The organism is Parahaemophilus parainfluenzae, assembly GCF_001053575.1.
GTDB lineage: Bacteria > Pseudomonadota > Gammaproteobacteria > Enterobacterales > Pasteurellaceae > Haemophilus_D > Haemophilus_D parainfluenzae_S.
The window spans coordinates 37,075-62,728 of the sequence record NZ_JVSL01000040.1; the positions used below are offsets into that span (position 1 = coordinate 37,075).

The window sequence follows — 25,654 nt, forward strand, 5'->3', positions numbered from 1 at the left end:
GCGGTGAAAAAACACCATAAATTTTAACCGCACTTACGCTCAAAATAAGGAAAACATCATGGGATTTAAATGTGGTATCGTTGGTTTGCCAAACGTTGGTAAATCTACCCTTTTTAATGCATTAACCAAAGCCGGTATCGAAGCGGCAAACTATCCGTTCTGTACAATCGAACCAAATACTGGTGTGGTACCAATGCCGGATCCGCGTTTAGATGCGTTAGCGGAAATTGTTAAACCTGAACGTGTGTTGCCCACCACCATGGAATTTGTGGATATTGCTGGTTTGGTTGCAGGTGCAAGTAAAGGTGAAGGCTTAGGGAATAAATTCTTAGCTAACATCCGTGAAACTGATGCAATTGGCCATGTTGTTCGTTGTTTTGAAAATGATGACATCGTGCACGTTGCGGGTAAAATCGATCCATTAAGCGATATCGAAACCATCAATACCGAATTAGCCCTTGCTGACTTAGACAGCTGTGAACGAGCCATCCAACGTTTACAAAAACGTGCAAAAGGTGGCGATAAAGACGCAAAATTTGAGCTTTCTGTGATGGAGAAAATCCTTCCTGTACTTTCTGAAGCAGGCATGATTCGTTCTGTTCCTTTAGATAAAGATGAGTTATTAGCAATTAAAAGCTATAACTTCCTCACATTAAAACCAACCATGTACATTGCGAACGTGAATGAAGACGGTTTTGAAAATAACCCGTATTTAGACAAAGTACGTGAGTTTGCAGAAAAAGAAGGCTCTGTTGTGGTGCCTGTATGTGCGGCGATTGAAGCTGAAATTGCGGAACTTGATGACGATGAAAAAATCGAATTCTTACAAGATCTTGGCATTGAAGAACCAGGCTTAAACCGTGTAATTCGTGCAGGTTATGCCTTATTAAACCTTCAAACCTACTTCACTGCAGGCGTAAAAGAAGTGCGCGCATGGACAGTTTCAGTTGGTGCAACCGCCCCTAAAGCTGCTGCTGTCATCCACACAGACTTTGAAAAAGGCTTCATCCGTGCAGAAGTAATTGCTTACGATGACTTCATCCAATTCAAAGGTGAAAACGGAGCAAAAGAAGCGGGTAAATGGCGCTTAGAAGGTAAAGACTACATCGTCCAAGATGGTGATGTTATGCACTTCCGCTTTAACGTATAAAAACACTTCAGACCGCATAACTATGCGGTCTTTTTGTATATATAAAAGGAAAAATAATGTCGGACAAATTAAATCAACTCATCGAATTGTTAAAATTAGAAAAAATTGATGATCTTATCTTTCGCGGAGCCTGTGAAGACTTAGGTTTTCGTCAAGTGTTTGGCGGTCAAGTCGTGGCACAATCGCTTTCTGCCGCGATGCAAGTTGCCCCGCCTGAGCGCGTACTCCATTCTTGCCATGCTTACTTTTTAGCACCAGGCGACAGCCAATACCCGATTATTTACGATGTGGAAACCTTACGTGAAGGTCGCAACTTCTCTGCATTACGCGTAAAAGCCATTCAACATAAAAATGTGATTTGCCACGTCACTGCGTCATTTCAAGTCCCTGAAGAAGGCTTCGACCATCAATCAGCCATGCCGCAAGTGCTAGGCCCTGAACAATGTATTGATGAGCACGAAATGATGTTAAAAGTGGCGCAAACTTTGCCTGAAAGCCTGAGTGAAAAATTTGCCCAAGAACGACCATTTCAGATTCATAGCCGATATTTGAACAATCCATTTGATGGCCGTGAACTGCCACCTGAACAATATGCTTGGTTTAAAACCAATGGCGAAGCGCCATTAGATTTGCAGACACAACAATGTCTCTTAGCGTATTTTTCTGATTTCCACTGTATTTTGACCGCACTTCACCCACATGGGAAAGGCTTTTTACAGAAAGGAATGAAAGTGGCTACAATCGACCACAGCATTTGGTTCCACCGCCCCTTCAATTTAAATAATTGGCACTTACATGCCATTGAAAGTAACAATGCTTTTGCCGGACGTGGTTTAGCGAGAGGACAAATTTTTGCTGCAGATGGCACATTAATTGCCACCACACAGCAGGAAGGGTTAATTCGTTATCAAGAATAACCGCACTTTAAAACAAGGTGCAGACTAGCCTTCGTAACCAATATCTTCGAAAGTTGGGTTTTCTGCGCCTTGTTTCGCTAATTCATCACAAATTTCATTTTCACGGTGGCCAGAATGCCCTTTCACCCACTGCCAATTAATGTTATGGGTTTGAATCGCCTGATCTAACGCAATCCATAAATCTTGGTTTTTTACCGCTTTGCCCGTACTCGCTTTCCAATTGTTTTTCTTCCAATTGTAAATCCATTGTGTGATGCCATTTTTCATATATTGACTATCGCTATAAAGCGTTACATGGCAAGGCTCTTTCAAGCTATTTAAGGCCTCAATCACAGCTCGTAATTCCATGCGATTATTGGTGGTTTTGAAATACCCTTTTGAAATATGTTTTTCATGCTGTTTATAGCGAAGGACAATTCCTATGCCACCAGCTCCCGGGTTACCTAGGCAAGATCCATCCGTAAAAATTTCAATCTGTTTTTGCATAACTAATTCGAGCTTGTGTAAAATAGGCAGTATTTTAAAGGAAACAAATAGGTAGAACAATGATAAATCCGGATCGCCAGATTGTACTGGATACTGAAACCACCGGTATGAACCAAATTGGTGCGCATTACGAAGGACATTGCATTATTGAAATTGGCGCGGTGGAAATGATCAACCGTAAATACACGGGTAATAATTTTCACATTTATATTAAGCCGGATCGTTTGGTTGATCCTGATGCCATTAAAGTTCACGGTATTACGGATGAAATGCTGGCAGATAAACCGGATTTCAAAACGATTGCACAAGACTTTATTGAATATATTCGTGGGGCGGAACTACTGATTCACAACGCACCCTTCGACGTGGGCTTTATGGACTATGAATTCCGTAAACTTGGGTTAGATATTAAAACAACCGACATTTGCCTCGTCACCGATACGTTGCAAATGGCGCGCCAAATGTATCCCGGCAAACGTAATAGCTTAGATGCATTGTGTGATCGTTTAGGCATTGATAACAGCAAACGAACACTCCACGGGGCGTTACTGGATGCGGAGATTTTGGCCGACGTTTATTTATCCATGACGGGCGGGCAAACCAGTCTATTTGATGAAGAGCATGCGGATAGTTCGATGATCCAAGCTAGTGGCAATATTCAAGATCTTCAAAGTGCGGTCAATTTTTCGCAAAATTTAAAAGTCTTACAACCCACTGATGATGAACTCCAAGCCCATTTAGATTTCCTTAAATTGGTCAATAAAAAAAGCGACGGTAAATGTTTTTGGTCGATTCGTACGGGTGACGAAGCCTCACATTAATCGGTTATCTATTAATCAGATAAACATAAAAAAGAAAAAAAAGATTGACGGTTTTAACGTTCATCATTATTATACCCAGCACTTAGCGGAGTGGTAGTTCAGCTGGTTAGAATACCTGCCTGTCACGCAGGGGGTCGCGGGTTCGAGTCCCGTCCATTCCGCCAATTTAAAACTTGTCTTAATATACTCACGGAGTGGTAGTTCAGCTGGTTAGAATACCTGCCTGTCACGCAGGGGGTCGCGGGTTCGAGTCCCGTCCATTCCGCCAATTAAGCCGAGATAATGAAGCACCTGAAGGTGCTTTTTTTATGCCCGAATTTTACCTGCCAGCCAACATTCGCTATAATTAACCAAATTTACACTTTACAGAGATATTTTTATGACAACTCCTGTCGTTGCCTTAGTGGGTCGCCCAAACGTAGGTAAATCCACCCTATTCAACCGCTTAACCCGTACTCGTGATGCGCTTGTCGCAGACTTCCCTGGTTTAACCCGAGATCGTAAATACGGTCATGCCAATATTTCTGGCTATGATTTCATTGTGATCGATACCGGCGGTATTGATGGCACTGAAGAAGGTGTTGAAGAAAAAATGGCGGAACAATCCTTATTAGCGATTGAAGAAGCCGATGTGGTACTTTTCTTAGTGGATGCGCGCGCAGGTTTAACAGCAGCAGACATTGGTATTGCTAATTACTTACGCCAACGTACTAATAAAACAACCGTCGTGGTGGCAAATAAAACTGACGGTATTGATGCAGACTCACACTGTGCGGAATTTTATCAATTAGGCTTAGGTGAAATTGAACAAATTGCCGCATCACAAGGTCGTGGTGTAACCCAATTGATGGAGCAAGTACTTGCCCCTTTAGCGGAAAAATTACAAGAAAATGAAGCGGAAAATGACCGCACTTCTAATGAAGAAGAAAAAGATGAATGGGATCACGAATTTGACTTCGATTCAGAGGAAGATACGTCATTAATTGATGATGCATTGGACGAAGAGCTTGAAGACGAACAAGATAAAAATATCAAAATTGCGATTGTAGGCCGTCCAAACGTCGGTAAATCGACATTAACCAATCGTATTTTAGGTGAAGATCGCGTGGTGGTTTACGATATGCCAGGCACAACACGCGACAGTATCTACATTCCAATGGAACGCGATGGTCAGCAATACACCTTAATTGATACAGCAGGTGTGCGTAAACGTGGTAAAGTGCATTTAGCCGTTGAGAAATTCTCTGTCATCAAAACATTACAGGCGATTCAAGATGCAAACGTGGTATTGCTCACCATTGATGCACGTGAAAACATTTCAGATCAAGATCTCTCTCTACTTGGCTTTATCTTAAATGCAGGTCGCTCACTGGTGATCGTCGTAAATAAATGGGATGGCTTAGATCAAGATGTGAAAGATCGCGTTAAATCTGAATTAGATCGCCGTTTAGATTTTATCGACTTTGCCCGTGTGCATTTTATTTCTGCTTTACACGGCAGTGGCGTGGGGAATCTTTTTGATTCGATTAAAGAAGCTTATGCTTGTGCGACACAAAAAATGACGACTTCCCTTCTCACCCGTATTTTACAAATGGCAACGGATGAGCATCAACCACCAATGATTGGCGGACGTCGCATTAAATTAAAATACGCTCACCCAGGTGGCTATAATCCACCAATTATCGTGGTGCATGGTAACCAAATGGATAAACTACCGGATTCATACAAACGTTATTTATCTAATTATTATCGTAAGAGTTTGAAAATTATTGGTTCGCCAATTCGCTTGCTATTCCAAGAAGGTTCAAACCCATTTGCAGGTAGAAAAAATAAACTCACACCAAACCAATTACGTAAACGTAAACGCTTGATGAAGTTTATCAAAAAAGCGAAACGCTAATCTTAGCAAACAAAGAGCGGTCAAAAATCATTGTGAATTTTGACCGCTCTTTTTATTGAAAAAATAAATTATTCGTCTATAACCACTTTACCAATATAGCCTAGATTACGATAACGTTGAGCGTAATCAATACCATAGCCGACAACAAATTCATCCGGAATAGAAAAACCAATCCATTCAACGGGCACTTCCACTTCTCGGCGAGAAGGTTTATCTAATAAGGTACAAATCGCCAAGCTTGCAGGATCGCGTAAATTTAAAATGCCACGCACTTTTTCAAGGGTATAACCTGTATCAATAATGTCCTCAACAATTAGCACGTGTTCATTACGAATATCGCCTTCAAGATCTTTCGTAATTTTCACATCGTGATTACTTGTCATTCCGCTACCATAGCTTGAAGTGGTCATAAACTCGACTTCTACTGGTAATTTTAATTCACGCACGAGATCGGCCATGAACATAAATGAACCACGTAAAAGCCCGACAACAATCAGTTTATCAATGGCTTTTTGTTGATAAAAACGCGTAATTTCCGCGCCAAGTTCAGCTATGCGACTACGGACATCCGCTTCTGAAATCATAATATCGACATGGTGTTTTTTCATGGTCTTTCCTTTTTAATTTAATCGTTTGCGTATTCTACAATAAAAAAGGCTGAAGTTTAAACCTTCAGCCTTTTTAACCCTAACGAATTTACTTTCTACTCTACCTGTTGAAGCAACCTGCAATCGCTACGAAACAGATGTGCGTATAGTAGCAGAAAGAAATCATCTGTCAATAAGAATTATTATCATTTTTATAAAATTTATTAATTCCCTGATATTTTCATCTTGTCGAGTAAGATTGAACCGGTTTGGATATTGGTTCGATGCTCAACATCATCTGCTACTGCCACAATATTTTTCAACATATATTGTAATTGACCGGCAATAGTAATTTCAGCAACAGGATATTGGATTTCACCGTTTTCCACCCAGAAACCGGCTGCACCACGGGAATAATCACCGGTTACAATATTTACGCCTTGCCCCATGACATCGGTAACCAATAAACCAGTGTCCATCTGACGTAAAAGTGCGGTCAATCCCCCCATTAAATTTGGTTTTACAAGCCAGTTGTGAATACCACCTGCATGACCAGTACTTTGCATGCCCATTTTTCTACCGCTGTAACTGGTGAGCAAATAGGTTTGCAACACGCCATCTTGAATAATTTCAAGATCTTGTGTTCGCACCCCTTCGCTATCAAAAGGCGTAGAGGCTAAACGTTTTAACAAATGCGGACGCTCACTAATTTGGAACCAATCTGGCAATACTTGTTTTCCAAGATGATCAAGCAAGAAACTGGATTTACGATATAAGCTACCGCCACTAATCGCCCCCGTTAAATGAGAGATTAATCCTGTTGCCACATCATTTAAGAAAATCACGGGCACTTCACGTGTTGTTAATTTTTGTGGATTTAAACGCGCGATCACTTTTTTCGCACAATTCTGCCCTACCCAATCCGCTGAAGAAAGCGAATCAAACTCACGTGAAACCGTGTACTCGTAGTCATTTTCCAGTTGATCTAACTCTCCACCAATCACCGAACAAGATAAAGAATAACGGCTAGATAAGTAACTTTGTAGCATGCCGTGCGTATTACCATAAACACGCACGCCAGTATGTGAATTAAAACTTGCACCGTTACTATTCACGATTTTAGCATCATATTCCAACGCTGATTTTTCAGCCTCTAAAGCTAATTTTGTAGCCTGTTCAACATCAACACTTGCCCCATGATAAAGTGCTAAATCGGGCGCTTCAAAAGCCATTAGTTCTTTATCTGCTAGCCCTGTGCAATCATCTGGTGAGGTATATTTTGCAATAGCGAGCGCGGCTTCAACGGTGTTTTTAATCGCTTCTTCACTTAAATCTGAAGTAGAGGCATTACCTTTTTGTTGGCCTAAATAAACGGAAATACCTAATGCCCCATCGTTAGTAAATTCAACATTTTCAATATCTTGCAGACGGGTTGAAACCGATAAACCACTCACTTTTGTCACACCTACTTCAGCGGTGGCGCCCGCTTTCTGGGCGGTTTCAATCGCAAAACTGACTGCATCACGCAATGTTTGCTCTTGAGATTTTAAAAGTGCGGTTAAATTTTCTGCTGTTTTCATGGTAATAATCCTATTAAAAATTTGCGCCATTTTATCTTATTTTGAAAGTTTATGCTAAAATGCACCAAATTTTTCATAAGGTAACAGAATGGCAAAACGTAAGAAAAAAGAAGCCTTTGATTGGGAAGATGAAGACCAAGAAGAGATTATTTGGGTAAGCAAAAGTGAAATCAAACGCGACGCTGAAGATTTAAAACAGCTCGGCGAGAAATTGGTGAACTTAACCAAAGCAAATCTGACTAAGGTTCCACTAGACGATAGCTTGAAAGATGCCATTGAATTAGCGCAACGCCTGCAAAAAGAGGCGCGTCGTCGCCAATTGCAATATATTGGAAAGCTCTTACGCTCAATTGATGCAGAGCCTATTCGTGAAGCTTTAGAAAAAATTGAAAACAAACATAATCAACAACAAGCGATGCTGCATAAGTTGGAAATCTTACGTGATGAATTAGTTGCGAAAGGTGATGCAGCACTGACTGATTTGTTAAATGAACATCCTTCTGCGGATCGCCAACAATTACGTAATTTGATTCGTGCAGCACAAAAAGAGAAGGAACAAAATAAGCCGTCAAAAGCTTATCGCGAAATTTATCAGATCTTAAAAACACTCATTTTAGAAGACTAAAATACGGCTATTTTTGACCGCACTTTGGGTCAAAAAAGTGCTATGATTAGTTACCCTTTTAAGAAGGAAAGAACGTTATTTATGAATATTCGTTGGAATATTATTTTAGGTGTCATCGCCCTGGCTTTATTAGGCTGGTATTATTCGCTTGATCAAGATCATGGCGATTTACAAAGCCTAATTAAAAAGCCTGATAGCCCAGAATACGTCGGTAACAAAATGGAAACTACCGTATTCTCGCCTGAAGGTAAAAAGCAATATCTCGCGATTTCCGATAAAGTGGAATATTACACACAAGACGGTCATACGGATTTTATTTCACCGTTAGTCTATCTTTTTGATGTCTCTTTAGATAATAAAGACAAAGAAGCGAAAACCGATAAAATTCAATTAGAAAAACAAAATTGGAAGCTTAGCGCGAAAAAGGCAAAATTAACAAAAGATCAAATGCTCTATCTTGAAGGTGGTGTAGTTGCCGAGAGTCTTGACCCTTTATCTCGCCTACAACGTGTTGAGACCGAAGCGGCTGTTATTAATTTAAAGACACAAGACATTACTTCCGATACGCAAGTAAAAATTAACGGATTAAACTTTAACTCAAGTGGATTGAAGTTAGTCGGAAATTTACGTCAGCAAGTTGCAACTCTAAAGGAACAGGTAAAAACATATTATGAAATCAACAAACAATAAAATTCTGCTTTTAACGGCGTTAATGATGACGTCTTTATCTGCTTTTGCGTTAAAAGACGATACAAATAAACCGATTAACATTGTCTCAGATAATCAATCTTTAGATATGGAAAACAGCGTCGTAACCTTTACGGATAACGTTGTAATTACGCAAGGTTCCATTTTGATTAAAGCTAATAAAGTGGTCATTACTCGCCCACCAGAAAATTCAGGTAAAAAAGAAACTGTTGAAGCATTTGGTAGCCCTGTTACCTTCCACCAGCAACTTGATGATGGTAAACCTGTTGACGGTAGAGCGAATAAAGTTCACTACGATTTAGGCACTGAATTCTTAACATTGACCGGTAATGCTGAATTAAAACAATTAGATAGCAAAATTAATGGTGAACGCATCACTTATGATGTGAAAAAACAACAGTTAAAAGCCAATGGTAATGGAAAATCGCGTGTGCAAACCGTCTTAATTCCAACCCAATTACAACAAAAAGGTAAAAAATAACCGATGTCTGTATTACAAGCTGAATTCCTCGCAAAAAGCTATAAAAGCCGAAAAGTAGTTTCTGATGTGAGTTTAACCGTAAACTCCAATGAGATTGTTGGCCTACTAGGTCCAAATGGTGCGGGCAAAACAACTACTTTCTACATGGTCGTCGGTTTAGTGCGTCACGATCAGGGAAAAATCACCATTGATGGCGATGATATTAGCGTATTACCTATGCATGAACGTGCACGCAGAGGAATTGGCTATTTACCACAAGAAGCCTCTATTTTCCGTCGTTTAACGGTGTATGAAAACCTCATGGCGGTATTAGAAATTCGTAAAGATCTCACTGCAGAGCAACGCAGAGAGAGAGCGGATGAGTTAATTGATGAGTTCAATATTAGCCATATTCGTGATAGCCTGGGACAATCGCTTTCTGGTGGTGAGCGTCGTCGAGTGGAAATTGCACGCGCCTTAGCGGCAAATCCTAAATTCATTTTATTAGATGAACCTTTTGCGGGTGTTGACCCTATTTCGGTGACGGATATTAAGAAAATCATCACGGATCTCCGCAATCGTGGTTTAGGCGTGTTAATTACCGACCATAACGTACGCGAAACCCTTGATGTCTGTGAACGCGCTTACATTGTTGGCGAAGGGAAAATTATCGCGACCGGCACACCGGAAAAAGTCATGAATGATGAGCACGTTAAACGTGTCTATTTAGGCGAACAATTTAAACTATAACCTATGAAATTTACGACTCTGCTCTCCCCTGATGATATTCGTCAGGGGGTTGCTTTTTCTAGCAAGAAACGATTATTTGAATCTATTGCCGCGTTCGTTGTGGAAAAACTTCACTGCGAAAATGGTGAACAAGCATGTTTTGAATGTTTATTTGAACGGGAAAAATTAGGTAATTCAGGATTAGGCAATGGTGTCGCTATGCCTAAAGCCAAGTTACCTGCTACTGTATCAGATAAGATCCTAACGGTATTTATGCAATTAGAAACGCCTGTCGAATATGATGCCGCCGATAATAAACCGGTAGATATCGTTTTTGCTGTGCTCGTACCCGAAAATCACTGCCAAGAATATATTCCTGTTCTGGCAGAACTCAATGAAAAATTAACTGATAAAAACTTAATTAAACAACTTCGTTCAGCACAAAGTGCGGATGAAATTTGGCAAATTTTTGAATGTGCCGATCATTCAGAGGAATCTGAAGATGACACAAATTTAGATAATATTGAACCTCCAGAGGTATAACCTAACCAACTAACCATAAGGAATCACGCAGATGGAAATTATTATTATCAGTGGTCGCTCCGGCGCAGGGAAATCGGTCGCATTACGAGCTTTGGAAGATATGGGCTATTATTGCGTGGATAATCTCCCTCTCGATTTACTTCCTCAACTCACCAATATTCTCGCCAAAACTCAAACGGCTGTTGCCATCAGCCTCGATATTCGAAATCTTCCCCATTCAAGTGCTGATTTAGACAAAATCCTGACAGATATTCAAGCTACTTATTCCGTCAAAATCATCTTTCTGGACAGCGATCGTAGTACACTTATTCGTCGTTACAGCGATTCACGTCGTCTTCATCCCCTTTCAGCGCAAGATCTTCCACTTGAATCAGCGATTGACCTAGAATATCAACAGCTTGAGCCTTTAATTCAACATGCTAATTTTATTATTGATACCGCACCACTTTCTACTCATTCGTTATCTGAACGTTTAAGAGAAGTTTTACGTGGTAATACGGATAAAGAACTTAAAATCGTGGTTGAGTCATTTGGCTTTAAATACGGCATTCCGCTTGATGCGGATTATGTCTTTGACGTGCGTTTTCTACCTAACCCGCACTGGAACCCAGAACTTCGTCCAATGACGGGGCTTGATGAACCTGTTGCACAATTTTTACTTGCACATGATGAAGTGAATAATTTTATCTACCAAACGCGTAATTACATCGAAACCTGGTTACCGATGTTAGAGCAAAATAACCGAAGCTATCTCACCATAGCCATCGGTTGTACAGGAGGTAAACACCGTTCTGTTTACATTGCTCAACAAATTGGTGAATATTTCCAAGCCAAAGGCAAGAATGTGAAAATTCAGCATAAATCCCTAGAAAAGAATAAAAAGAATTAATCAAACCATAAAAAAACGCAGCGACTTGCTGCGTTTTTTATTAAACCACATACTGCTCAAAAATCTCAGGCAAATGTGCAATTAACGTTTCTTTTCCAGCCACGGTTTCATGCTGCCAAACCTGCAATAGCACATCTGGCGTAAATAATCGTGATGCCTGCTCTGCCAACGGTAAATAGCTAATATGCCAAGGCTCTCGGCCAATTTTTTTACCTTCTGGCTGAATTATAAATGGCAAAACAAAATCAAAGTGCGGTAGATTTTCAGTGAGAAATTCACTAAGTTCAAAGAAATAACCACCCTTTTCATATTCCCAAGGTTCAAGTTGTAAAGATTGACCTTGAGGCAAAAGATCAGGATCAAAAATATCGATTTCTGTTCCCCAATGATGACGACTTCCCCCTGGAAGCGCTGACCAACGTAAAATGGCCTGTGCTTTTTGCCAATCATCTAATAACGCTAAATCTAATGGATTTCCCACATCATCATGAACCTTGCGTTCACCGTTAAATTTACCGTTCCAAATGAGTTGTTGACGTTCAAAATCACGAAAGCTACTCGCGGGTTGCAAATTAAAGCCATTTTTGACCGCACTTTGCTGCAATCCTTGAAATGCTTTCATTGCCTCAGCTTGCAAAAAATGATTTGGAGAATGAGGTGTAGGCAAATTGATCAAATGTTCACGAGATTTGCCGGTTAACATTTCTGGCGTTAATTTCATCTTACTTGTCCAATAAATTCACTAACATTTGATAATAAATCTGACCACACTTGGCAAGATCATCAACGTTTACACATTCATTCACTTTATGAATCGTTGCATTAAGTGGCCCAAATTCCACCACTTCAGCGCCCATCAATGCAATAAAACGTCCGTCAGAGGTACCACCGCCAGTTTCTGCTTGTGGTGTAATACCAGTTATTTGCTCAATTGCCGTCGTTAATGCATCTAATAATTTGCCCGGTTTAGTTAAAAATGGTTTACCTGATAAATTCCAATCCATACGGTATTTCAAACCATGTTTTTCGAGCATTTCTGCCACTTTCTGCTTAATACTTTCATCAGTCACTTCCGTACAATAACGTAAATTAAATTGCACATAAAGCTCACCAGGAATGACATTATTACTCCCTGTGCCCGCATGAATATTCGCAATTTGCAAACTGGTCGGCGGGAAAAATTCGTTGCCGTTATCCCATTGATATGTGGTTAATTCCTGTAAGAAAGGCGCTGCTTTGTGAATGGGGTTTTCCGCTAAATGGGGATAAGCTACATGACCTTGAATACCTTGAATATAGAGGTTACCTGTAATCGAACCTCGACGACCATTTTTGACTACATCGCCTAATATTTTCGAGCTAGACGGCTCACCTACCATGCAATAAGTGATTTTCTCACCGCGCGCCATTAAGGTTTCAACAACACGCACGGTGCCATCTTTCGCGGCAGCCTCTTCGTCAGAAGTAATCAACAAAGCAATCGTACCCTTATCATTCGGATTGGCTTTCACATATTCTTCTGCCGCCACAATCATTGCGGCCAATGAGCCTTTCATATCTGCCGCACCACGACCATAAAGCATATCATCTACAATTTCGGCAGAAAACGGAGGATAAGTCCATTGCGTTTCATCTCCTGTCGGCACGACATCGGTATGCCCTGCAAAGGCAATTACGGGCTCACCAGCACCATGCTTCGCCCATAAATTTAAGGTATCGTTAAAAGGCATCCATTCAATTTGAAAGCCGAGTTTTTCCAAACGCTCAGCAATCATTTGCTGGCAGCCCTCATCATTTGGGCTAATAGAGGGGCGACGAATGAGGTCTTGTGCTAAAGAAATCACTTTTTCTTTCATAAAAACTCCTAAGAAATACTGTTCTTTTAAGCAAATGCTGCACTATATTCTTTTTCGTTGAAGCCAATCAATGCCTTACCATCTTGCAAAATAATCGGGCGTTTGATTAACGTTGGATTTTCAGCTAATACGGAAAGAGCGGTAGATTTCGAGAGTGTATTTTTCACATTTTCATCAAGATTACGCCAAGTCGTACTACGTTTATTGACTAAATTTTCCCAACCAAATTGTGCTTCTGCTTGTTGTAAGAATTGAGTATCTAATCCATCAACACGGTAATCATGCAATTTATGTTCAATATTATGTTCAGCTAGCCACTTCAATGCTTTTTTCACCGTATCGCAGTTTTTAATGCCATAAACGATAATCATATTCTCACCTCTAAAAATAAAAAATCCTCGATTTTATTTAGAACGAGGATTTTAACTGCTACATGAATCAATCACAAATAGATTAACCCTATATAACTTATGCATCCAAAAGAAAAAGTGCGGTAAAAATCAACCGCACTTTTCAAAAGGGAAATTAGAATTCGTAACCTACGCCCACTTTAGCGCCATAGTTATTCACTTTAGTATCGTCAAAGCTACCTAAACGGTTATATTCTAAACCACCGTTTGCATACACCTTGTCTGCTAATTTATATTTAGCACCCGCAACTACACCATAACCCACTTTGGTTTCAGAAGAGCTTTTATAACGTTGTTCTGCACGATCTTCAAATTTGAAACGGTTAGCCGCAAGACGAGCGCCAACATAAGGTTCAATTTGAGAGTTGGTATCGAAGTCATAGAATACTGTCGCACCTAAACCTTGAACTTTAGTGCCTTGGAAGTTACCGTGATGAGTATAATCACCTGCTACACGTACATTACCTAATTTGTAACCTACTGCAACACGAGGCTCAACTTTAGTTTTGCTTGATCCACCATTACTTAATTTAGTTCTTGAAAGACCAAGATCACCTTCTGCATATAAACCTGCATTTGCAGTTGAAGCAACCGCTAATGCACCGACAACGATAGCTAATAATGATTTTTTCATTGGATAACCCCTGTTATTTGATTGAAAACACTAAAAATATACCACACTGCTTATGAATTTTCACTATGAAAAACTAATTTCCCCTGACATTTTCGGCATAAATAGGCAACTTTATTGCGTTGAATACGATTATGCCGACGAATCGTTAAGTAATGGGTCTGACATTCACATTGATAAGCAAACATTTTGCCTTGCACATTCTCTATATCAAATTGATGACAAGTATCAGCCAGAAGATTAAATAACTGTGTCATCAACGCTTGCCATTCCTGTCCATGCGGTTTCACTCGACCAAATACTTGATACACAATAAGATGGGCTAATTCATGGGGAACAACCTGATGAATAAATTCATCTGAGTTCTCGAGTAGCAAAGTGCGGTTAAATTTAATCTCATTTTTCTGCAAGTATGCAACGCCGGCCTTTACACCTCGCAAGTCATAACTGATTGTCGGAATAGGAAATTTCTGTTGAAAGTGACGTTCAGCCAGTTGTAATGTTTCTGCAAGCTTGCGTTGCACCTGCATTTTTAAATGCCGAAACTGAGTTTGAGATGACATCATCATACTAAGTAAACAAAAACCGCTAAATTAGCGGTTTTTATCATATACATTTAATTTACTTATTTTAGACCTGCTGCACGTAATTCTTCAGCGCGATCTACTTTTTCCCATGGGAACTGTTCACGACCGAAGTGTCCATACGCCGCAGTTTGGCGATAAATTGGTTGAATTAAATTTAACATTTTAATTAAACCATAAGGACGTAAATCAAAGAATTCACGCACTAACTTAACTAATACTTCGTTTGATACTTTTCCTGTACCAAAGGTTTCTACCATGATAGAAGTTGGCTCTGCCACACCAATTGCATAAGAAAGTTGAATTTCACAACGATCTGCAAGGCCTGCCGCAACGATATTTTTTGCCACATAACGCGCAGCATAAGCAGCTGAACGGTCTACTTTTGATGGATCTTTACCAGAAAATGCACCACCACCATGACGAGCTGCGCCGCCGTATGTATCGACAATGATTTTACGACCTGTTAAGCCACAATCGCCCATAGGCCCGCCAATCACAAAACGACCAGTTGGGTTGATGAAATATTTTGTTTGTTGAGATAACCATTCGCTTGGCAAAATTGGCTTGATGATTTCTTCCATCACACCTTCGTAAATTTCTTTTTGTGACACTTCTTCACTATGTTGTGTAGAAAGCACTACTGCATCCACACCCACGATTTTATTATCTTCGTATTTTAAGGTCACTTGGCTTTTCGCATCAGGGCGTAACCATGCTAATTTTCCGCTTTTACGCACTTCTGCTTGTTTTTCCATTAAACGATGCGCATAAGTAATCGCCGCAGGCATCAAGACTTCCGTTTCATTTGTCGCATAACCAAACATAATCCCTTGGTCACCCGCACCTTGATCTAATGGATTCTCACGATCCACACCTTGGTTAATATCAGATGATTGCTTACCAATCGCATTTAATACCGCACAAGAATTACCATCGAACCCCATCTCTGAGTGTTTGTAACCAATATCACAAATGACTTGGCGAGTGAGATTTTCAATATCAACCCATGCTGATGTAGTAATTTCACCACCGACTAACGCCATCCCTGTTTTTACATAGGTTTCGCAAGCCACACGAGCTTTAGGATCTTGTTTTAAAATTTCATCAAGTACCGCATCAGAAATTTGATCGGCAATCTTATCTGGATGTCCTTCTGAAACGGATTCAGAAGTAAATAAATAGCTAGACATAAGTTCTCTTCTTTTGGATGTATTGACGTATAGACGGCTATAATACGCTTTTTTGACTAATACGCAAGCATTCCTATCAAGTATTTTTGAAATGTGACAAGAAAATAAGCTTTCAGGCAAAATTCATCTACTTCACTAAATCCAACATTTCTTGCGCATTTGCCAAGGCAAGTTCTGTAATTTCACTGCCACCGAGTAATCTTGCAAGAGCTGGAACTCTCTCTTCTTGAGAAAGTGCGGTCATTTTAGTTTCTGTTTTATCATCAACGGTAAATTTCTCAACATTAAATTGATGATGCCCATGGCATGCCACTTGTGGTAAATGGGTTACGCAAAGTACTTGGCATTTATCGCCTAATTGACGTAATAATTTACCCACTACGCTCGCCGTTTTACCGCTAATGCCAACATCGACTTCGTCAAAGATCAGCGTTGGAATCGCCGATTGATCTGATGTTAATACTTGAATCGCTAATGAAATACGAGACAACTCACCACCAGATGCCACTTTTGCTAATGGTTGTGCTTGTTGTCCTAAATTACTACGTAAAGTAAAGACGATATTATCTGCCCCATTTGACGCAACTTTAGTTAAATCCGAATTCACTTCAATGAAAAATTCTGCATTTTCCATTGCAAGCCCTTTGATAGAATGTGTAACCTGCTGTGCTAATTTCCCCGCAGCTTGGCAACGGCTTTCATGTAATTGTTTGGCCGTATGTTGCATTTTCTCAAAGGCTGCTTTTTCTTCTAGAATCAGACGCTCTTCACTTTCTGAAAAATCTAAAAGTGCAGTCAATTCCGCTTTTAATTTTTGATGCCAATCCACCAATTCTTCTGGTTTCACATTGTGCTTACGTGCAAGTTGTAAAGCTTGCCCTAAACGTTGTTCAATCTCTTGTAATAACATCGGATCTTGTTCAATATGAGAAGCAAGATGTTGAACTTCACTTGTCGCCTCTTGCACTTGGATAAGTGCATCATTCAACATTGTTTGAACGGAAACATATCGAGGATCTAACTCACTTAATTCATCAATATACTGTGTCGCACGATAAAGCATAGAATCGATACTCACGGTCTCATTTTCACTGAGTAGCTGTAAAGCTGATTGTGATAACTGTGTCAGCTGTTCGCTATTTGATAGACGACGTTGATCCTCTTCTAATTCTAAATATTCATTTGGACGAAGCGCAAACTCATTCAACTCTTCTACCTGATATTGTAAAAGTTGTTTCTTCGCTTCATTTTCGGCAACTTTTTGTTGGAAGGTTTTAACTTGCGTTTGAAGATTTTTCCACGCGCGATAATCTTCTCGCATTTGAACGAGCAAATCATGGTGATGTGCAAATGTATCCACCAACTGAAGCTGATAATCATTTTTCAATAATAACTGTGAAGCGTGCTGCCCATTAATATGAATAAGATATTGACCAATTTCTTTTAATTGAGAAGCTGATACAGGCGTGCTATTAATAAAGGCTTTAGAACGCCCATCTGCATTAATGACACGGCGTAAAATACAATCAGAGGGATTATCAGGATCTTGCAATTCTTGCTCTTGCAACCATTGATAAGCGGGGTTCGTTGGTTCAATAAAAAAGGTGGCGCAGATTTCGGCTCTTTCCTGCCCTTCTCGAACCATAGACGTTTCAATACGTTGCCCTAAGCATAACCCCAATGCATCAATAGCAATGGATTTTCCTGCGCCGGTTTCCCCCGTGATCACAGACATTCCTTTCGCCAATTCAATCTCTAATTGACGAACAATTGCAAAATTATTGATGGTAAGTTGGGTTAGCATAAAAAAATCTCCTTAACTGTATATCCATATACTATAACTGTTACGATATACAGTAAAGAGATTTTTAACTTTTGGGATTAGAAATTTTTAAGCCAACCTAATTTGGTACTTAATACATTGTAATAATTATAATTTTTAAGATGTAATAAACGTAGCTTGTGCGGGCTTTTTTCAATATGAACGATATCATCAGGAGAAAAATCTAGCGCAATTTGACTATCACAGCCTAATTCCAACTGTGAAGTATTATGTTCCGCAAAACGAATTGAAATTTTGCTATCGCCATCAATTACTAATGGTCGAGAAGAAAGTGTATGTGGGAACATCGGCACAAGGGCAATCGCATTTAAATTTGGTGTTAAAATTGGGCCGCCTGCGGAAAGCGAATAAGCGGTTGAACCTGTGGGAGTGGAAACAATCAAGCCATCTGAACGCTGAGAAAACGCGAATTTATCATTGATGTAAACATGGAAATCAATCATGTGCGCAATTTTAGCTGGGTGAATCACCGCCTCATTTACGGCATTACTACTGGAGATAATTTCTCCGTTTCGTTCAATTTTAGCTTCCAATAAAAAACGCTCTTCTACAAAAAATTCACCATGTTCTAAACACGCTTCGAGCTGTGCATAAGCATTTTTCGGGTCAATATCAGTCAAAAAGCCTAAGTTGCCTCGGTTAATCCCAATCATTGGAATATTATATTTAGCCAAAATGCGAGCACGCCCTAGCATATTGCCATCACCACCGATTACAATTACGAGTTGAGCTTGCTCTCCAATTTCTTCAACCGTTGCTAACACCTCTTCCGGTAAACCAAATTTTTCTCCCACCTCTTTTTCAACTAAAACTTGATATCCTCGCTCTTTCAGCCATTGATACAAGTTTTTATGCATTTGCAAATTAATGTCGCGACGTGGTTTTCCCATCAAGGCGATGGTTTTAAATGATTTGACTAATTCATCCATAACTATGATTGCTCCCAAGTGCAAACTCACCGATTTCTGACCGCACTTGAATTTAAAATTTTAGCCATTATATTACATAGCAATTCAGTTTTGCTAAAATAGCACTTATTTTTGATAAATGGAGAAAAAGATGTCAGAACAAGCACAAAACTTAAATGAAAATGAAGAACTTGTTGAAGAAGTTCAGCAAGAAACCAGCTCAACGGAAGATCCGTTAGAAGAAGCGATTGCCCGCGTACAAGAGCTTGAAGAACAATTAAAAGCACAAGTGGAAGAAACCTCTAAAAAAGAGCAAGATTTATTGCTTCGTACGCGTGCTGAAATTGACAATATGCGTCGTCGCAGTGAACAAGACATCGAAAAAGCACATAAATTTGCGCTCGAAAAATTCTCAAAAGACATTTTAAATACGATTGATAACTTAGAGCGTGCGCTTGCAACGCCTGCCAATAAGGAAGATGAAAATATCAAAGCCTTATTCGATGGCGTCGAGCTGACTTTAAAAGAATTACTCTCAACGGTTTCTCGCTTTGGTGTCGAGCCTGTTGGTGCAGTAGGTGATACCTTTAATCCAGATCTTCACCAAGCTATCTCTATGCAACCAGCAGAAGGCTTTGCAACGAATCAAATCACTACCGTTTTACAAAAAGGTTATACCTTAAATGGTCGAGTGATTCGCCCAGCCATGGTAATGGTTGCAGCTTAATTTCTTTTCTAAGACTAAAAGAGCGGACGATTTTTCGTCCGTTTTTTTATTAGCAAAAACCTTGATTCAGATCAAATTATTAAAAAATAATTTGAGAATAATTATCAACAAAAACACTCTTTCCTCCCAGATTTAGCAAGGTTTCACCTTAATTCCAACCATCAAAAAACAGCAAATAACACTACATATTGTGCGTTGATCTGCTAAATAAAACTATATATAGTGCTTTCGTTTTTTTTAAAGTAGCCTATATAGGAGTCATAAAATGAATGCTTTCTTCGTGATTAAGCGTGATGGTTCACGAATTGGGTTTGACCTACAACGTATTACTAATGCCATCAAAAAAGCGGCAAGTGCGGTCAATATTGTTGATGAAATGTATATCCATGATCTGAGCCAGCAGATTAATACTGAAATTTTTAGTCATTATCAGCATGAAATTGATATCAACCAGATTCAAAAAATCGTTGAAAATCACTTAATGACAAGCAAGTATCCACAAATTGCACGTGCCTATATTGAATATCGTCACGATCGCGACCTTGCTCGTGAAAAACGCAGTCAATTAACCAAAGAAATTGAAGGGCTGATTGAGCAAAGCAACGTCGAATTGCTTAACGAAAATGCAAATAAAGATGCGAAAGTGATCCCTACCCAACGTGATTTACTGGCGGGTATTGTGGCAAAACATTATGCCAAACGTCACATTCTGCCAAGAGATGTTGTTGAAGCTCATGAAAAAGGCGAAATCCATTATCACGACTTAGACTACGCGCCATTTTTCCCAATGTTTAACTGCATGCTGGTTGATCTAAAAGGTATGCTTTCACATGGTTTTAAAATGGGTAATGCCGAAATTGAACCGCCTAAATCTATCGGCACAGCAACAGCGGTTACTGCACAAATTATTGCTCAAGTAGCCAGCCATATTTATGGCGGTACAACCATTAATCGCATTGATGAAGTGCTTGCGCCGTATGTTCAACTCAGTTTTGAAAAACATTTGAAAAACGCTGCACAATGGCAAATTCCAGATGCGGAAGGTTATGCAAAAGCGCTAATTGAAAAAGAATGTTTTGATGCGTTTCAATCCCTTGAATATGAAGTTAACACGCTCCATACGTCCAATGGTCAAACGCCGTTTGTTACCTTTGGTTTTGGTTTAGGTACAAGTTGGCAAGAACGTTTAATTCAACAGTCGATTTTGAAAAACCGTATTCGTGGTTTGGGTAAAAATCATAAAACGCCGGTCTTCCCTAAGCTGGTCTTTACCATTAAAAAAGGCATTAACCAAAACGAACAAGATCCGAACTATGATATTAAAAAACTGGCATTAGAATGCGCATCAAAACGCATGTATCCAGATATTTTAAACTATGATCAAGTGGTTAAAGTCACTGGCTCATTCAAAGCCCCAATGGGTTGTCGTAGCTTCTTGGGAGCCTATGAAGAAAACGGTCATGAAGTGCATGATGGGCGCAATAATTTAGGCGTAGTGAGTTTGAATCTACCTCGTATTGCTCTTGAAGCACAAGGAGATGAAGAAAAATTCTACCGTACTTTAGATGAACGCTTAGCCCTTGCGAAGAAAGCCTTGCTTACACGTATCGCTCGCTTAGAAAATACGAAAGCTCGTGTCGCACCAATTCTCTATATGGAAGGTGCTTGCGGCGTTCGATTAAAAGCTGATGATAACGTTGCCGATATTTTCAAAAATGGCCGAGCATCAATTTCTTTAGGCTATATTGGCATTCACGAAACCATCAATGCGCTGTATAAAAAAGGACATATTTTTGACGATGAACAACTACGCGAAAAAGGCATCGCTATTGTGCGTCGTTTAAGCGAAGCAGTCAAACAATGGCAGAAAGAAACCGGCTATGCATTTAGCCTTTATTCCACACCAAGTGAAAACTTGTGCGATCGTTTCTGTCGTTTAGATACCAAACAATTTGGTGTGATTGAAGGCGTTACCGATAAAGGCTACTACACTAATAGCTATCACTTAGATGTAGAGAAAAAAGTGAATCCATACGATAAATTAGACTTTGAAATGCCTTATCCTGAATTAGCGAGTGGCGGCTTTATCTGTTATGGCGAATACCCTAACATTCAACATAATCTGAAAGCACTCGAAGATGTGTGGGATTATAGCTACGATCGCGTGCCTTATTACGGCACCAACACGCCAATTGATGAATGTTACGAATGTGGCTTCACGGGAGAGTTTAATTGCACAAGTAAAGGCTTTGTTTGTCCGAAATGTGGCAACCATGACAGTGCAAAAGTCTCCGTAACCCGACGAGTTTGTGGTTATCTCGGTAGTCCTGATGCTCGTCCATTCAATGCGGGCAAACAGGAAGAAGTAAAACGTCGAGTGAAACACCTATAATGTCGCAACATTGATTATGATAAAATAGCTCATCAAAAGTGAGCTATTTTTATTTCAATAAATAAGGAAGAATCATGCCAACACTTAGTCAAATCACACAATCCATTATGCAAGACCCCGACAATCAATCTTTTACGTCACAAGGCATTGAACCGCTTTTTGCTGCACCAACGACAGCTCGCATTAATATTGTCGGACAAGCCCCTGGAATTAAAGCCCAAGAAAGTCGTTTATATTGGAATGATAAAAGCGGTGATCGCCTACGTGAATGGCTCGGTGTGGATCGCGATACCTTCTATCATTCTGGTTTGTTTGCTGTCATCCCGATGGACTTTTATTACCCTGGAAAAGGCAAATCCGGTGATTTACCACCGCGCAAAGGCTTCGCAGAAAAATGGCATCCGATAATTCTCGCTAATTTGCCTAATATTGAGCTGACGATTCTTATTGGACAATATGCACAAAAATACTATTTGCCGGAAAATAACCTTAATGTCACTGAGACGGTTCACCATTTCCGTGATTTTCTCCCTCAATTTCTTCCGCTCGTTCACCCTTCTCCACGCAACCAAATTTGGCTCAAGAAGAATCCGTGGTTTGAACAAGAAATAGTACCAACATTACAAAAACAAGTGAAAGCGATTTTATCCCGTTAAACAAATATTCCACCCATAAAGTGCGGTCAAAAATCAGGAAGTTTTTGACCGTACTTTGCTTTAATACTAATCAATTTTTAGTATGCATTATTTTCTGATTAATTACTCTTGTGCTACAATCGGCGGCCATAAAAAATATAAGGAGAAATATGCAATCAATCCCCTTCACCAATTCTCAACGAAAAGCATGGAATAAACAAACCATTATATTCCTCTTTGATGTCGCGCTCTTTTTTATTTTACTTAATACCCTTCCTTTTGAACCTGCGGCAAATAAAGGATTATCTTTACTCGCATTTGTAGCCATTTTATGGCTTACCGAAGCCGTCAGTGTAACGATCACTGCATTGTTCGTGCCTATTTTATCTGTTCTGTTAGGATTGGCTAATAGTCGTGAAGCGCTTGTTGCCTTTGCGGATCCGACCATTTTCTTATTCTTTGGTGGTTTTGCCCTTGCTACTGCATTAAATGTGCAAAAAATTGACAAAATGATTTCGAATAAAATCATGCAATTAGCGAAAGGTCGCCTTTTTGTTGCGGTGCTTTACCTTTTCTTAGCAACGGCATTTTTATCTATGTGGATGAGTAATACGGCCACGGCGGCAATGATGATCCCGCTTTCAATGACCATTTTAAGTCAGTTAGACCGTAATAAAGATCACAATACTTACGTATTCGTGTTATTAGGGATTGCCTATAGTGCCACCATTGGCGGGATGGGAACACTTGTGGGAAGCCCACCTAATGCGATTGCAGCCTCCCAACTTCATTTAGGTTTTGCTGACTGGTTAATGTATGGCACGCCAGTCATGTTAATTTTATTCCCGCTTATTATTGGTTGGTTATATCTTGTATTTAAACCTAAATTAGGCCTTCGTTTTGCTGCTGAATTTGAAAAAATTCACATGACCAAACAACGTGTTTTAACGTTGGTCATTTTTATCACTGTAGCAATTCTGTGGATTTTTGGTGGGTACCTTAACCCAATTATTTCTCAATCATTAGGTTTGCCAAAACCTATTGGCAGCTTTGACAGTATGGTTGCACTCTCCGCAGCAATTGTCATTTGTGTAACGGGTATCGCAAGTTGGAAACAAGTGCAAGAAAATACAGAATGGGGTGTACTGTTCCTCTTCGGTGGCGGTTTAACCTTAAGCTCGGTATTGACTCAGTCTGGTGCAAGTAAAATCATGGCAGATGGTATTGTCTTCATTATTGAAGGCGGTCACTACTATGTGATGGCATTAATTGTTGCAGCCTTTATTGTCTGCTTGACTGAATTTACGTCAAACACTGCAAGTGCAGCTTTACTGGTTCCAATCTTTATTTCCATCGCACAAGCACTGAATATGCCACCGCTTGGTTTTGCGATGATTATCGGCCTAGGGGCATCTTGTGCCTTTATGATGCCGGTCGGGACACCACCGAATGCGATTGTGTACTCAACAGGTTTTGTGAAACAATCCGAAATGATCCGCGTGGGTAAATTTATTGATTTAACCTGTATGCTAATTATCGGGACAATTGCTTATATCTTCTGGATGTAACCTTTAAAACCGAAAAAGTGCGGTTAAAAACAAGATGATTTTTAACCGCACTTTTTTATTTTATTTACGCAAACGTTTGCCTGAAATAAAAATTAACGTATAATTCGCACAATTTTTTTACTTAGGGAAACCAAATGAATAACAACCTGCTTTATACAGTGGAAGACAAACCACCTTTCGGATTGAGTTTACTCCTTGCCGCACAACATTTACTTGCTGCACTAGGGGGAATTATTGCCGTACCATTAGTCATTGGTAACGTCTTAAAATTACCGACTGAAGATACCATTACATTAGTTAATGCAGCACTTTTAATTTCAGGTGTAGTGACCGTTATCCAATGTAAAGGCTTGGGGCCTATTGGTATTCGTTTACCAAGCGTGATGGGGACCAGTTTTACTTTCGTTGCTGCTGCACTTGCCATTGGTTTCAGTGAATATGGCATCGCCGGTATATTAGGTTCTTCTCTCATTGGTTCCTTAGTGATGATTATCGGCAGCTTTTTCATGCCGTATATTCGTAAATTATTCCCACCACTTGTGACGGGGACTGTTGTCATGATGATCGGATTAAGCCTCATTCCTGTTGCGGTTGATTGGTTTGCAGGTGGTCAACGTGGTGATGCGAATTATGCGACACCAGAAAATTTAATGATGGCGAGCTTTGTCTTAGTGATCGTGGTCGCTCTCGTGCAATGGGGTAAAGGGATTTTCTCTGCAGCCGCCATCGTTATTGGGATGATGACAGGTTATATCGTCTGTTTAGCCATGGGCTGGGTGAGCTTTGAAGGTGTAAAACAAGCACAAACTTTTGCGATTCCACAACCACTACACTTTGGTTTAGCCTTCCCTATTTCAGGCATTATCGGTATGTCTATTGCCTATTTAGTGACGATCGTTGAATCAAGCGGTAACTTCTTAGCACTAGGTAATGCCACCAAAACCGAAATCACTGGCAGACATTTACGAGGCGGGGTTTTAGCCGATGGTTTAGGATCAGCCTTAGCCGCCATTATGTCCACCACGCCCTTCTCATCATTCTCACAAAATATCGGCGTGATTTCCTTAACTGGCGTGGCAAGCCGTCACGTGGTTGCACTAACAGGTGTACTTCTAACACTAGCCGGATTATTCCCTGTATTCGGAGCATTAATTGTTTCAATCCCATTGCCTGTATTAGGCGGTGCAGGCTTAATGATGTTCGCGATGATTATCGCTGCGGGTATTCAAATGTTGGATAAAGTCGCACGTAGTAAACGCAATGGTTTAATCATCGCCATTTCTATTGGCTGTGGCTTAGCGGTGACGACTCGTCCAGAATTGCTTGATAAATTACCGCACTTTTTCAAAGAAGTGCTTGGTTCAGGCATCACAGTAGGCTCATTACTTGCCTTAATTCTTAACCTTGTCCTTCCAGAAGATAAAGTAGAAGAAACAAAAGAATAAAAATAGATAGCGAATAAGGGCAGATTAACACTGCCCTTTTCTTTTCCTGTAAAACATTTCTAAAACT

General features: G+C 40.0%; 26 protein-coding genes and 2 tRNA genes. 17 read left to right on the forward strand and 11 right to left on the reverse strand.

All coding sequences use genetic code 11. The annotated features are described in order from the left end of the window. Positions 1 to 58 precede the first annotated feature (58 nt). Both ychF and tesB read left to right on the forward strand, forming a co-directional pair. Positions 59 to 1,150, forward strand: a complete 1,092-nt coding sequence (gene ychF / locus AC979_RS08880; protein WP_005698295.1) for a redox-regulated ATPase YchF — start codon at positions 59 to 61, stop codon at positions 1,148 to 1,150. Between the two features lie 56 nt (positions 1,151 to 1,206). Beyond that, positions 1,207 to 2,067, forward strand: coding sequence for an acyl-CoA thioesterase II (tesB, locus tag AC979_RS08885; RefSeq protein WP_049373887.1), 861 nt, complete (start codon positions 1,207 to 1,209; stop codon positions 2,065 to 2,067). A 24-nt stretch (positions 2,068 to 2,091) separates the two neighbouring features. Here the strand turns inward: tesB and rnhA are convergent, their stop codons facing one another. Continuing rightward, positions 2,092 to 2,553 carry a ribonuclease HI gene (gene rnhA, locus AC979_RS08890; protein WP_049373888.1) on the reverse strand — a complete coding sequence of 154 codons (462 nt, stop codon included), beginning with the start codon at positions 2,551 to 2,553 and terminating at the stop codon, positions 2,092 to 2,094. A gap of 59 nt (positions 2,554 to 2,612) precedes the next feature. Between rnhA and dnaQ the strand changes: the two genes are divergently transcribed. The 4 genes from dnaQ (at position 2,613) to der (ending at position 5,274) form a co-directional block, all read left to right on the forward strand. Beyond that, positions 2,613 to 3,374 (forward strand): DNA polymerase III subunit epsilon, encoded by a 762-nt coding sequence (gene dnaQ, locus AC979_RS08895; RefSeq protein ID WP_049373889.1) that lies wholly within the window; start codon positions 2,613 to 2,615, stop codon positions 3,372 to 3,374. A gap of 87 nt (positions 3,375 to 3,461) precedes the next feature. Continuing rightward, positions 3,462 to 3,538, forward strand: a tRNA-Asp gene (locus AC979_RS08900). Positions 3,539 to 3,565: 27 nt separating this feature from the next. After that, positions 3,566 to 3,642, forward strand: a tRNA-Asp gene (locus tag AC979_RS08905). A gap of 111 nt (positions 3,643 to 3,753) precedes the next feature. Beyond that, positions 3,754 to 5,274, forward strand: coding sequence for a ribosome biogenesis GTPase Der (der, locus tag AC979_RS08910; protein ID WP_049373890.1), 1,521 nt, complete (start codon positions 3,754 to 3,756; stop codon positions 5,272 to 5,274). Positions 5,275 to 5,342: 68 nt separating this feature from the next. On the opposite strand, the gene hpt is transcribed toward der, so the two are convergent. After that, on the reverse strand, positions 5,343 to 5,882 hold the full coding sequence (hpt, locus tag AC979_RS08915; protein WP_049373891.1) for a hypoxanthine phosphoribosyltransferase: 540 nt from the start codon (positions 5,880 to 5,882) through the stop codon (positions 5,343 to 5,345). Positions 5,883 to 6,085: 203 nt separating this feature from the next. Beyond that, a complete protein-coding gene (pmbA, locus tag AC979_RS08920; RefSeq protein WP_049373892.1) occupies positions 6,086 to 7,441 on the reverse strand; it encodes a metalloprotease PmbA in 1,356 nt (451 codons plus the stop codon). An 88-nt stretch (positions 7,442 to 7,529) separates the two neighbouring features. Here pmbA and yjgA point away from each other — a divergent pair, with 88 nt between their 5' ends. The 6 genes from yjgA to rapZ all read left to right on the forward strand — a co-directional run bounded on the left by yjgA (position 7,530) and on the right by rapZ (position 11,395). Next, on the forward strand, positions 7,530 to 8,066 hold the full coding sequence (yjgA, locus tag AC979_RS08925; RefSeq protein ID WP_014065072.1) for a ribosome biogenesis factor YjgA: 537 nt from the start codon (positions 7,530 to 7,532) through the stop codon (positions 8,064 to 8,066). A gap of 81 nt (positions 8,067 to 8,147) precedes the next feature. After that, on the forward strand, positions 8,148 to 8,756 hold the full coding sequence (gene lptC, locus AC979_RS08930; protein ID WP_049373893.1) for an LPS export ABC transporter periplasmic protein LptC: 609 nt from the start codon (positions 8,148 to 8,150) through the stop codon (positions 8,754 to 8,756). After that, a complete protein-coding gene (lptA, locus tag AC979_RS08935; protein WP_005696469.1) occupies positions 8,737 to 9,255 on the forward strand; it encodes a lipopolysaccharide transport periplasmic protein LptA in 519 nt (172 codons plus the stop codon). The genes lptC and lptA overlap by 20 nt, the downstream gene beginning before the upstream one ends. Before the next feature lie 3 nt (positions 9,256 to 9,258). Beyond that, positions 9,259 to 9,984, forward strand: a complete 726-nt coding sequence (gene lptB, locus AC979_RS08940; RefSeq protein WP_049373894.1) for an LPS export ABC transporter ATP-binding protein — start codon at positions 9,259 to 9,261, stop codon at positions 9,982 to 9,984. Between the two features lie 3 nt (positions 9,985 to 9,987). Continuing rightward, positions 9,988 to 10,506 carry a PTS IIA-like nitrogen regulatory protein PtsN gene (ptsN, locus tag AC979_RS08945; RefSeq protein WP_049373895.1) on the forward strand — a complete coding sequence of 173 codons (519 nt, stop codon included), beginning with the start codon at positions 9,988 to 9,990 and terminating at the stop codon, positions 10,504 to 10,506. Positions 10,507 to 10,537: 31 nt separating this feature from the next. Continuing rightward, the gene (gene rapZ / locus AC979_RS08950; protein ID WP_014065069.1) at positions 10,538 to 11,395 is read left to right on the forward strand and encodes an RNase adapter RapZ; all 858 of its coding nucleotides are present in this window, start codon (positions 10,538 to 10,540) and stop codon (positions 11,393 to 11,395) included. 40 nt (positions 11,396 to 11,435) lie between these two features. Here rapZ and AC979_RS08955 read toward each other — a convergent pair whose 3' ends face one another. The 8 genes from AC979_RS08955 to AC979_RS08990 form a co-directional block, all read right to left on the reverse strand. After that, on the reverse strand, positions 11,436 to 12,116 hold the full coding sequence (locus AC979_RS08955) for a M15 family metallopeptidase (protein WP_049373896.1): 681 nt from the start codon (positions 12,114 to 12,116) through the stop codon (positions 11,436 to 11,438). 1 nt (position 12,117) lies between these two features. Further along, positions 12,118 to 13,251 carry a succinyl-diaminopimelate desuccinylase gene (dapE, locus tag AC979_RS08960; RefSeq protein WP_049373897.1) on the reverse strand — a complete coding sequence of 378 codons (1,134 nt, stop codon included), beginning with the start codon at positions 13,249 to 13,251 and terminating at the stop codon, positions 12,118 to 12,120. Positions 13,252 to 13,277: 26 nt separating this feature from the next. Beyond that, positions 13,278 to 13,622, reverse strand: coding sequence for an ArsC family reductase (locus AC979_RS08965; RefSeq protein ID WP_049373898.1), 345 nt, complete (start codon positions 13,620 to 13,622; stop codon positions 13,278 to 13,280). A gap of 154 nt (positions 13,623 to 13,776) precedes the next feature. Then, positions 13,777 to 14,295, reverse strand: a complete 519-nt coding sequence (locus AC979_RS08970) for an opacity family porin (protein ID WP_049373899.1) — start codon at positions 14,293 to 14,295, stop codon at positions 13,777 to 13,779. Positions 14,296 to 14,345: 50 nt separating this feature from the next. Then, the gene (locus tag AC979_RS08975; RefSeq protein WP_049373900.1) at positions 14,346 to 14,861 is read right to left on the reverse strand and encodes a SprT family zinc-dependent metalloprotease; all 516 of its coding nucleotides are present in this window, start codon (positions 14,859 to 14,861) and stop codon (positions 14,346 to 14,348) included. A gap of 56 nt (positions 14,862 to 14,917) precedes the next feature. Next, complete coding sequence (gene metK, locus AC979_RS08980; protein ID WP_049373901.1) at positions 14,918 to 16,069, reverse strand: methionine adenosyltransferase; 1,152 nt, start codon at positions 16,067 to 16,069, stop codon at positions 14,918 to 14,920. Between the two features lie 127 nt (positions 16,070 to 16,196). Then, a complete protein-coding gene (gene recN, locus AC979_RS08985; protein ID WP_049373902.1) occupies positions 16,197 to 17,873 on the reverse strand; it encodes a DNA repair protein RecN in 1,677 nt (558 codons plus the stop codon). Positions 17,874 to 17,950: 77 nt separating this feature from the next. Then, positions 17,951 to 18,841, reverse strand: a complete 891-nt coding sequence (locus AC979_RS08990) for an NAD(+) kinase (RefSeq protein ID WP_005696488.1) — start codon at positions 18,839 to 18,841, stop codon at positions 17,951 to 17,953. A gap of 130 nt (positions 18,842 to 18,971) precedes the next feature. On the opposite strand from AC979_RS08990, the gene grpE reads away from it, so the two are divergent. The 5 genes from grpE (at position 18,972) to AC979_RS09015 (ending at position 25,587) form a co-directional block, all read left to right on the forward strand. After that, a complete protein-coding gene (gene grpE, locus AC979_RS08995) occupies positions 18,972 to 19,547 on the forward strand; it encodes a nucleotide exchange factor GrpE (RefSeq protein WP_049373903.1) in 576 nt (191 codons plus the stop codon). Between the two features lie 265 nt (positions 19,548 to 19,812). Beyond that, entirely contained in the window at positions 19,813 to 21,939 is a 2,127-nt protein-coding gene (gene nrdD, locus AC979_RS09000; RefSeq protein WP_049373904.1) for an anaerobic ribonucleoside-triphosphate reductase, read from the forward strand. A 74-nt stretch (positions 21,940 to 22,013) separates the two neighbouring features. Continuing rightward, positions 22,014 to 22,595: a uracil-DNA glycosylase family protein gene (locus AC979_RS09005; protein WP_049373905.1), complete on the forward strand. Its 582-nt coding sequence runs from the start codon at positions 22,014 to 22,016 to the stop codon at positions 22,593 to 22,595. A gap of 149 nt (positions 22,596 to 22,744) precedes the next feature. Further along, complete coding sequence (locus AC979_RS09010) at positions 22,745 to 24,142, forward strand: DASS family sodium-coupled anion symporter (RefSeq protein ID WP_049373906.1); 1,398 nt, start codon at positions 22,745 to 22,747, stop codon at positions 24,140 to 24,142. A gap of 134 nt (positions 24,143 to 24,276) precedes the next feature. Then, entirely contained in the window at positions 24,277 to 25,587 is a 1,311-nt protein-coding gene (locus tag AC979_RS09015; protein ID WP_049373907.1) for a nucleobase:cation symporter-2 family protein, read from the forward strand. The last annotated feature ends 67 nt before the right edge of the window (positions 25,588 to 25,654 follow it).

Excerpts from the sequence above, each read along its gene's own strand:
- AC979_RS09005 (WP_049373905.1), top strand. The coding sequence starts at position 22,014 with ATGCCAACACTTAGTCAAATCACACAATCCATTATGCAAGACCCCGAC.
- recN (WP_049373902.1), bottom strand. The coding sequence starts at position 17,873 with ATGCTAACCCAACTTACCATCAATAATTTTGCAATTGTTCGTCAATTA.
- AC979_RS09015 (WP_049373907.1), top strand. The coding sequence starts at position 24,277 with ATGAATAACAACCTGCTTTATACAGTGGAAGACAAACCACCTTTCGGA.
- AC979_RS09010 (WP_049373906.1), top strand. The coding sequence starts at position 22,745 with ATGCAATCAATCCCCTTCACCAATTCTCAACGAAAAGCATGGAATAAA.
- der (WP_049373890.1), top strand. The coding sequence starts at position 3,754 with ATGACAACTCCTGTCGTTGCCTTAGTGGGTCGCCCAAACGTAGGTAAA.
- AC979_RS08955 (WP_049373896.1), bottom strand. The coding sequence starts at position 12,116 with ATGAAATTAACGCCAGAAATGTTAACCGGCAAATCTCGTGAACATTTG.
- dnaQ (WP_049373889.1), top strand. The coding sequence starts at position 2,613 with ATGATAAATCCGGATCGCCAGATTGTACTGGATACTGAAACCACCGGT.
- AC979_RS08975 (WP_049373900.1), bottom strand. The coding sequence starts at position 14,861 with ATGATGATGTCATCTCAAACTCAGTTTCGGCATTTAAAAATGCAGGTG.
- rnhA (WP_049373888.1), bottom strand. The coding sequence starts at position 2,553 with ATGCAAAAACAGATTGAAATTTTTACGGATGGATCTTGCCTAGGTAAC.
- rapZ (WP_014065069.1), top strand. The coding sequence starts at position 10,538 with ATGGAAATTATTATTATCAGTGGTCGCTCCGGCGCAGGGAAATCGGTC.
- AC979_RS08970 (WP_049373899.1), bottom strand. The coding sequence starts at position 14,295 with ATGAAAAAATCATTATTAGCTATCGTTGTCGGTGCATTAGCGGTTGCT.
- nrdD (WP_049373904.1), top strand. The coding sequence starts at position 19,813 with ATGAATGCTTTCTTCGTGATTAAGCGTGATGGTTCACGAATTGGGTTT.
- ptsN (WP_049373895.1), top strand. The coding sequence starts at position 9,988 with ATGAAATTTACGACTCTGCTCTCCCCTGATGATATTCGTCAGGGGGTT.
- lptA (WP_005696469.1), top strand. The coding sequence starts at position 8,737 with ATGAAATCAACAAACAATAAAATTCTGCTTTTAACGGCGTTAATGATG.
- tesB (WP_049373887.1), top strand. The coding sequence starts at position 1,207 with ATGTCGGACAAATTAAATCAACTCATCGAATTGTTAAAATTAGAAAAA.
- AC979_RS08990 (WP_005696488.1), bottom strand. The coding sequence starts at position 18,841 with ATGGATGAATTAGTCAAATCATTTAAAACCATCGCCTTGATGGGAAAA.
- yjgA (WP_014065072.1), top strand. The coding sequence starts at position 7,530 with ATGGCAAAACGTAAGAAAAAAGAAGCCTTTGATTGGGAAGATGAAGAC.
- metK (WP_049373901.1), bottom strand. The coding sequence starts at position 16,069 with ATGTCTAGCTATTTATTTACTTCTGAATCCGTTTCAGAAGGACATCCA.
- hpt (WP_049373891.1), bottom strand. The coding sequence starts at position 5,882 with ATGAAAAAACACCATGTCGATATTATGATTTCAGAAGCGGATGTCCGT.
- lptB (WP_049373894.1), top strand. The coding sequence starts at position 9,259 with ATGTCTGTATTACAAGCTGAATTCCTCGCAAAAAGCTATAAAAGCCGA.
- dapE (WP_049373897.1), bottom strand. The coding sequence starts at position 13,251 with ATGAAAGAAAAAGTGATTTCTTTAGCACAAGACCTCATTCGTCGCCCC.
- AC979_RS08965 (WP_049373898.1), bottom strand. The coding sequence starts at position 13,622 with ATGATTATCGTTTATGGCATTAAAAACTGCGATACGGTGAAAAAAGCA.
- ychF (WP_005698295.1), top strand. The coding sequence starts at position 59 with ATGGGATTTAAATGTGGTATCGTTGGTTTGCCAAACGTTGGTAAATCT.
- grpE (WP_049373903.1), top strand. The coding sequence starts at position 18,972 with ATGTCAGAACAAGCACAAAACTTAAATGAAAATGAAGAACTTGTTGAA.
- lptC (WP_049373893.1), top strand. The coding sequence starts at position 8,148 with ATGAATATTCGTTGGAATATTATTTTAGGTGTCATCGCCCTGGCTTTA.
- pmbA (WP_049373892.1), bottom strand. The coding sequence starts at position 7,441 with ATGAAAACAGCAGAAAATTTAACCGCACTTTTAAAATCTCAAGAGCAA.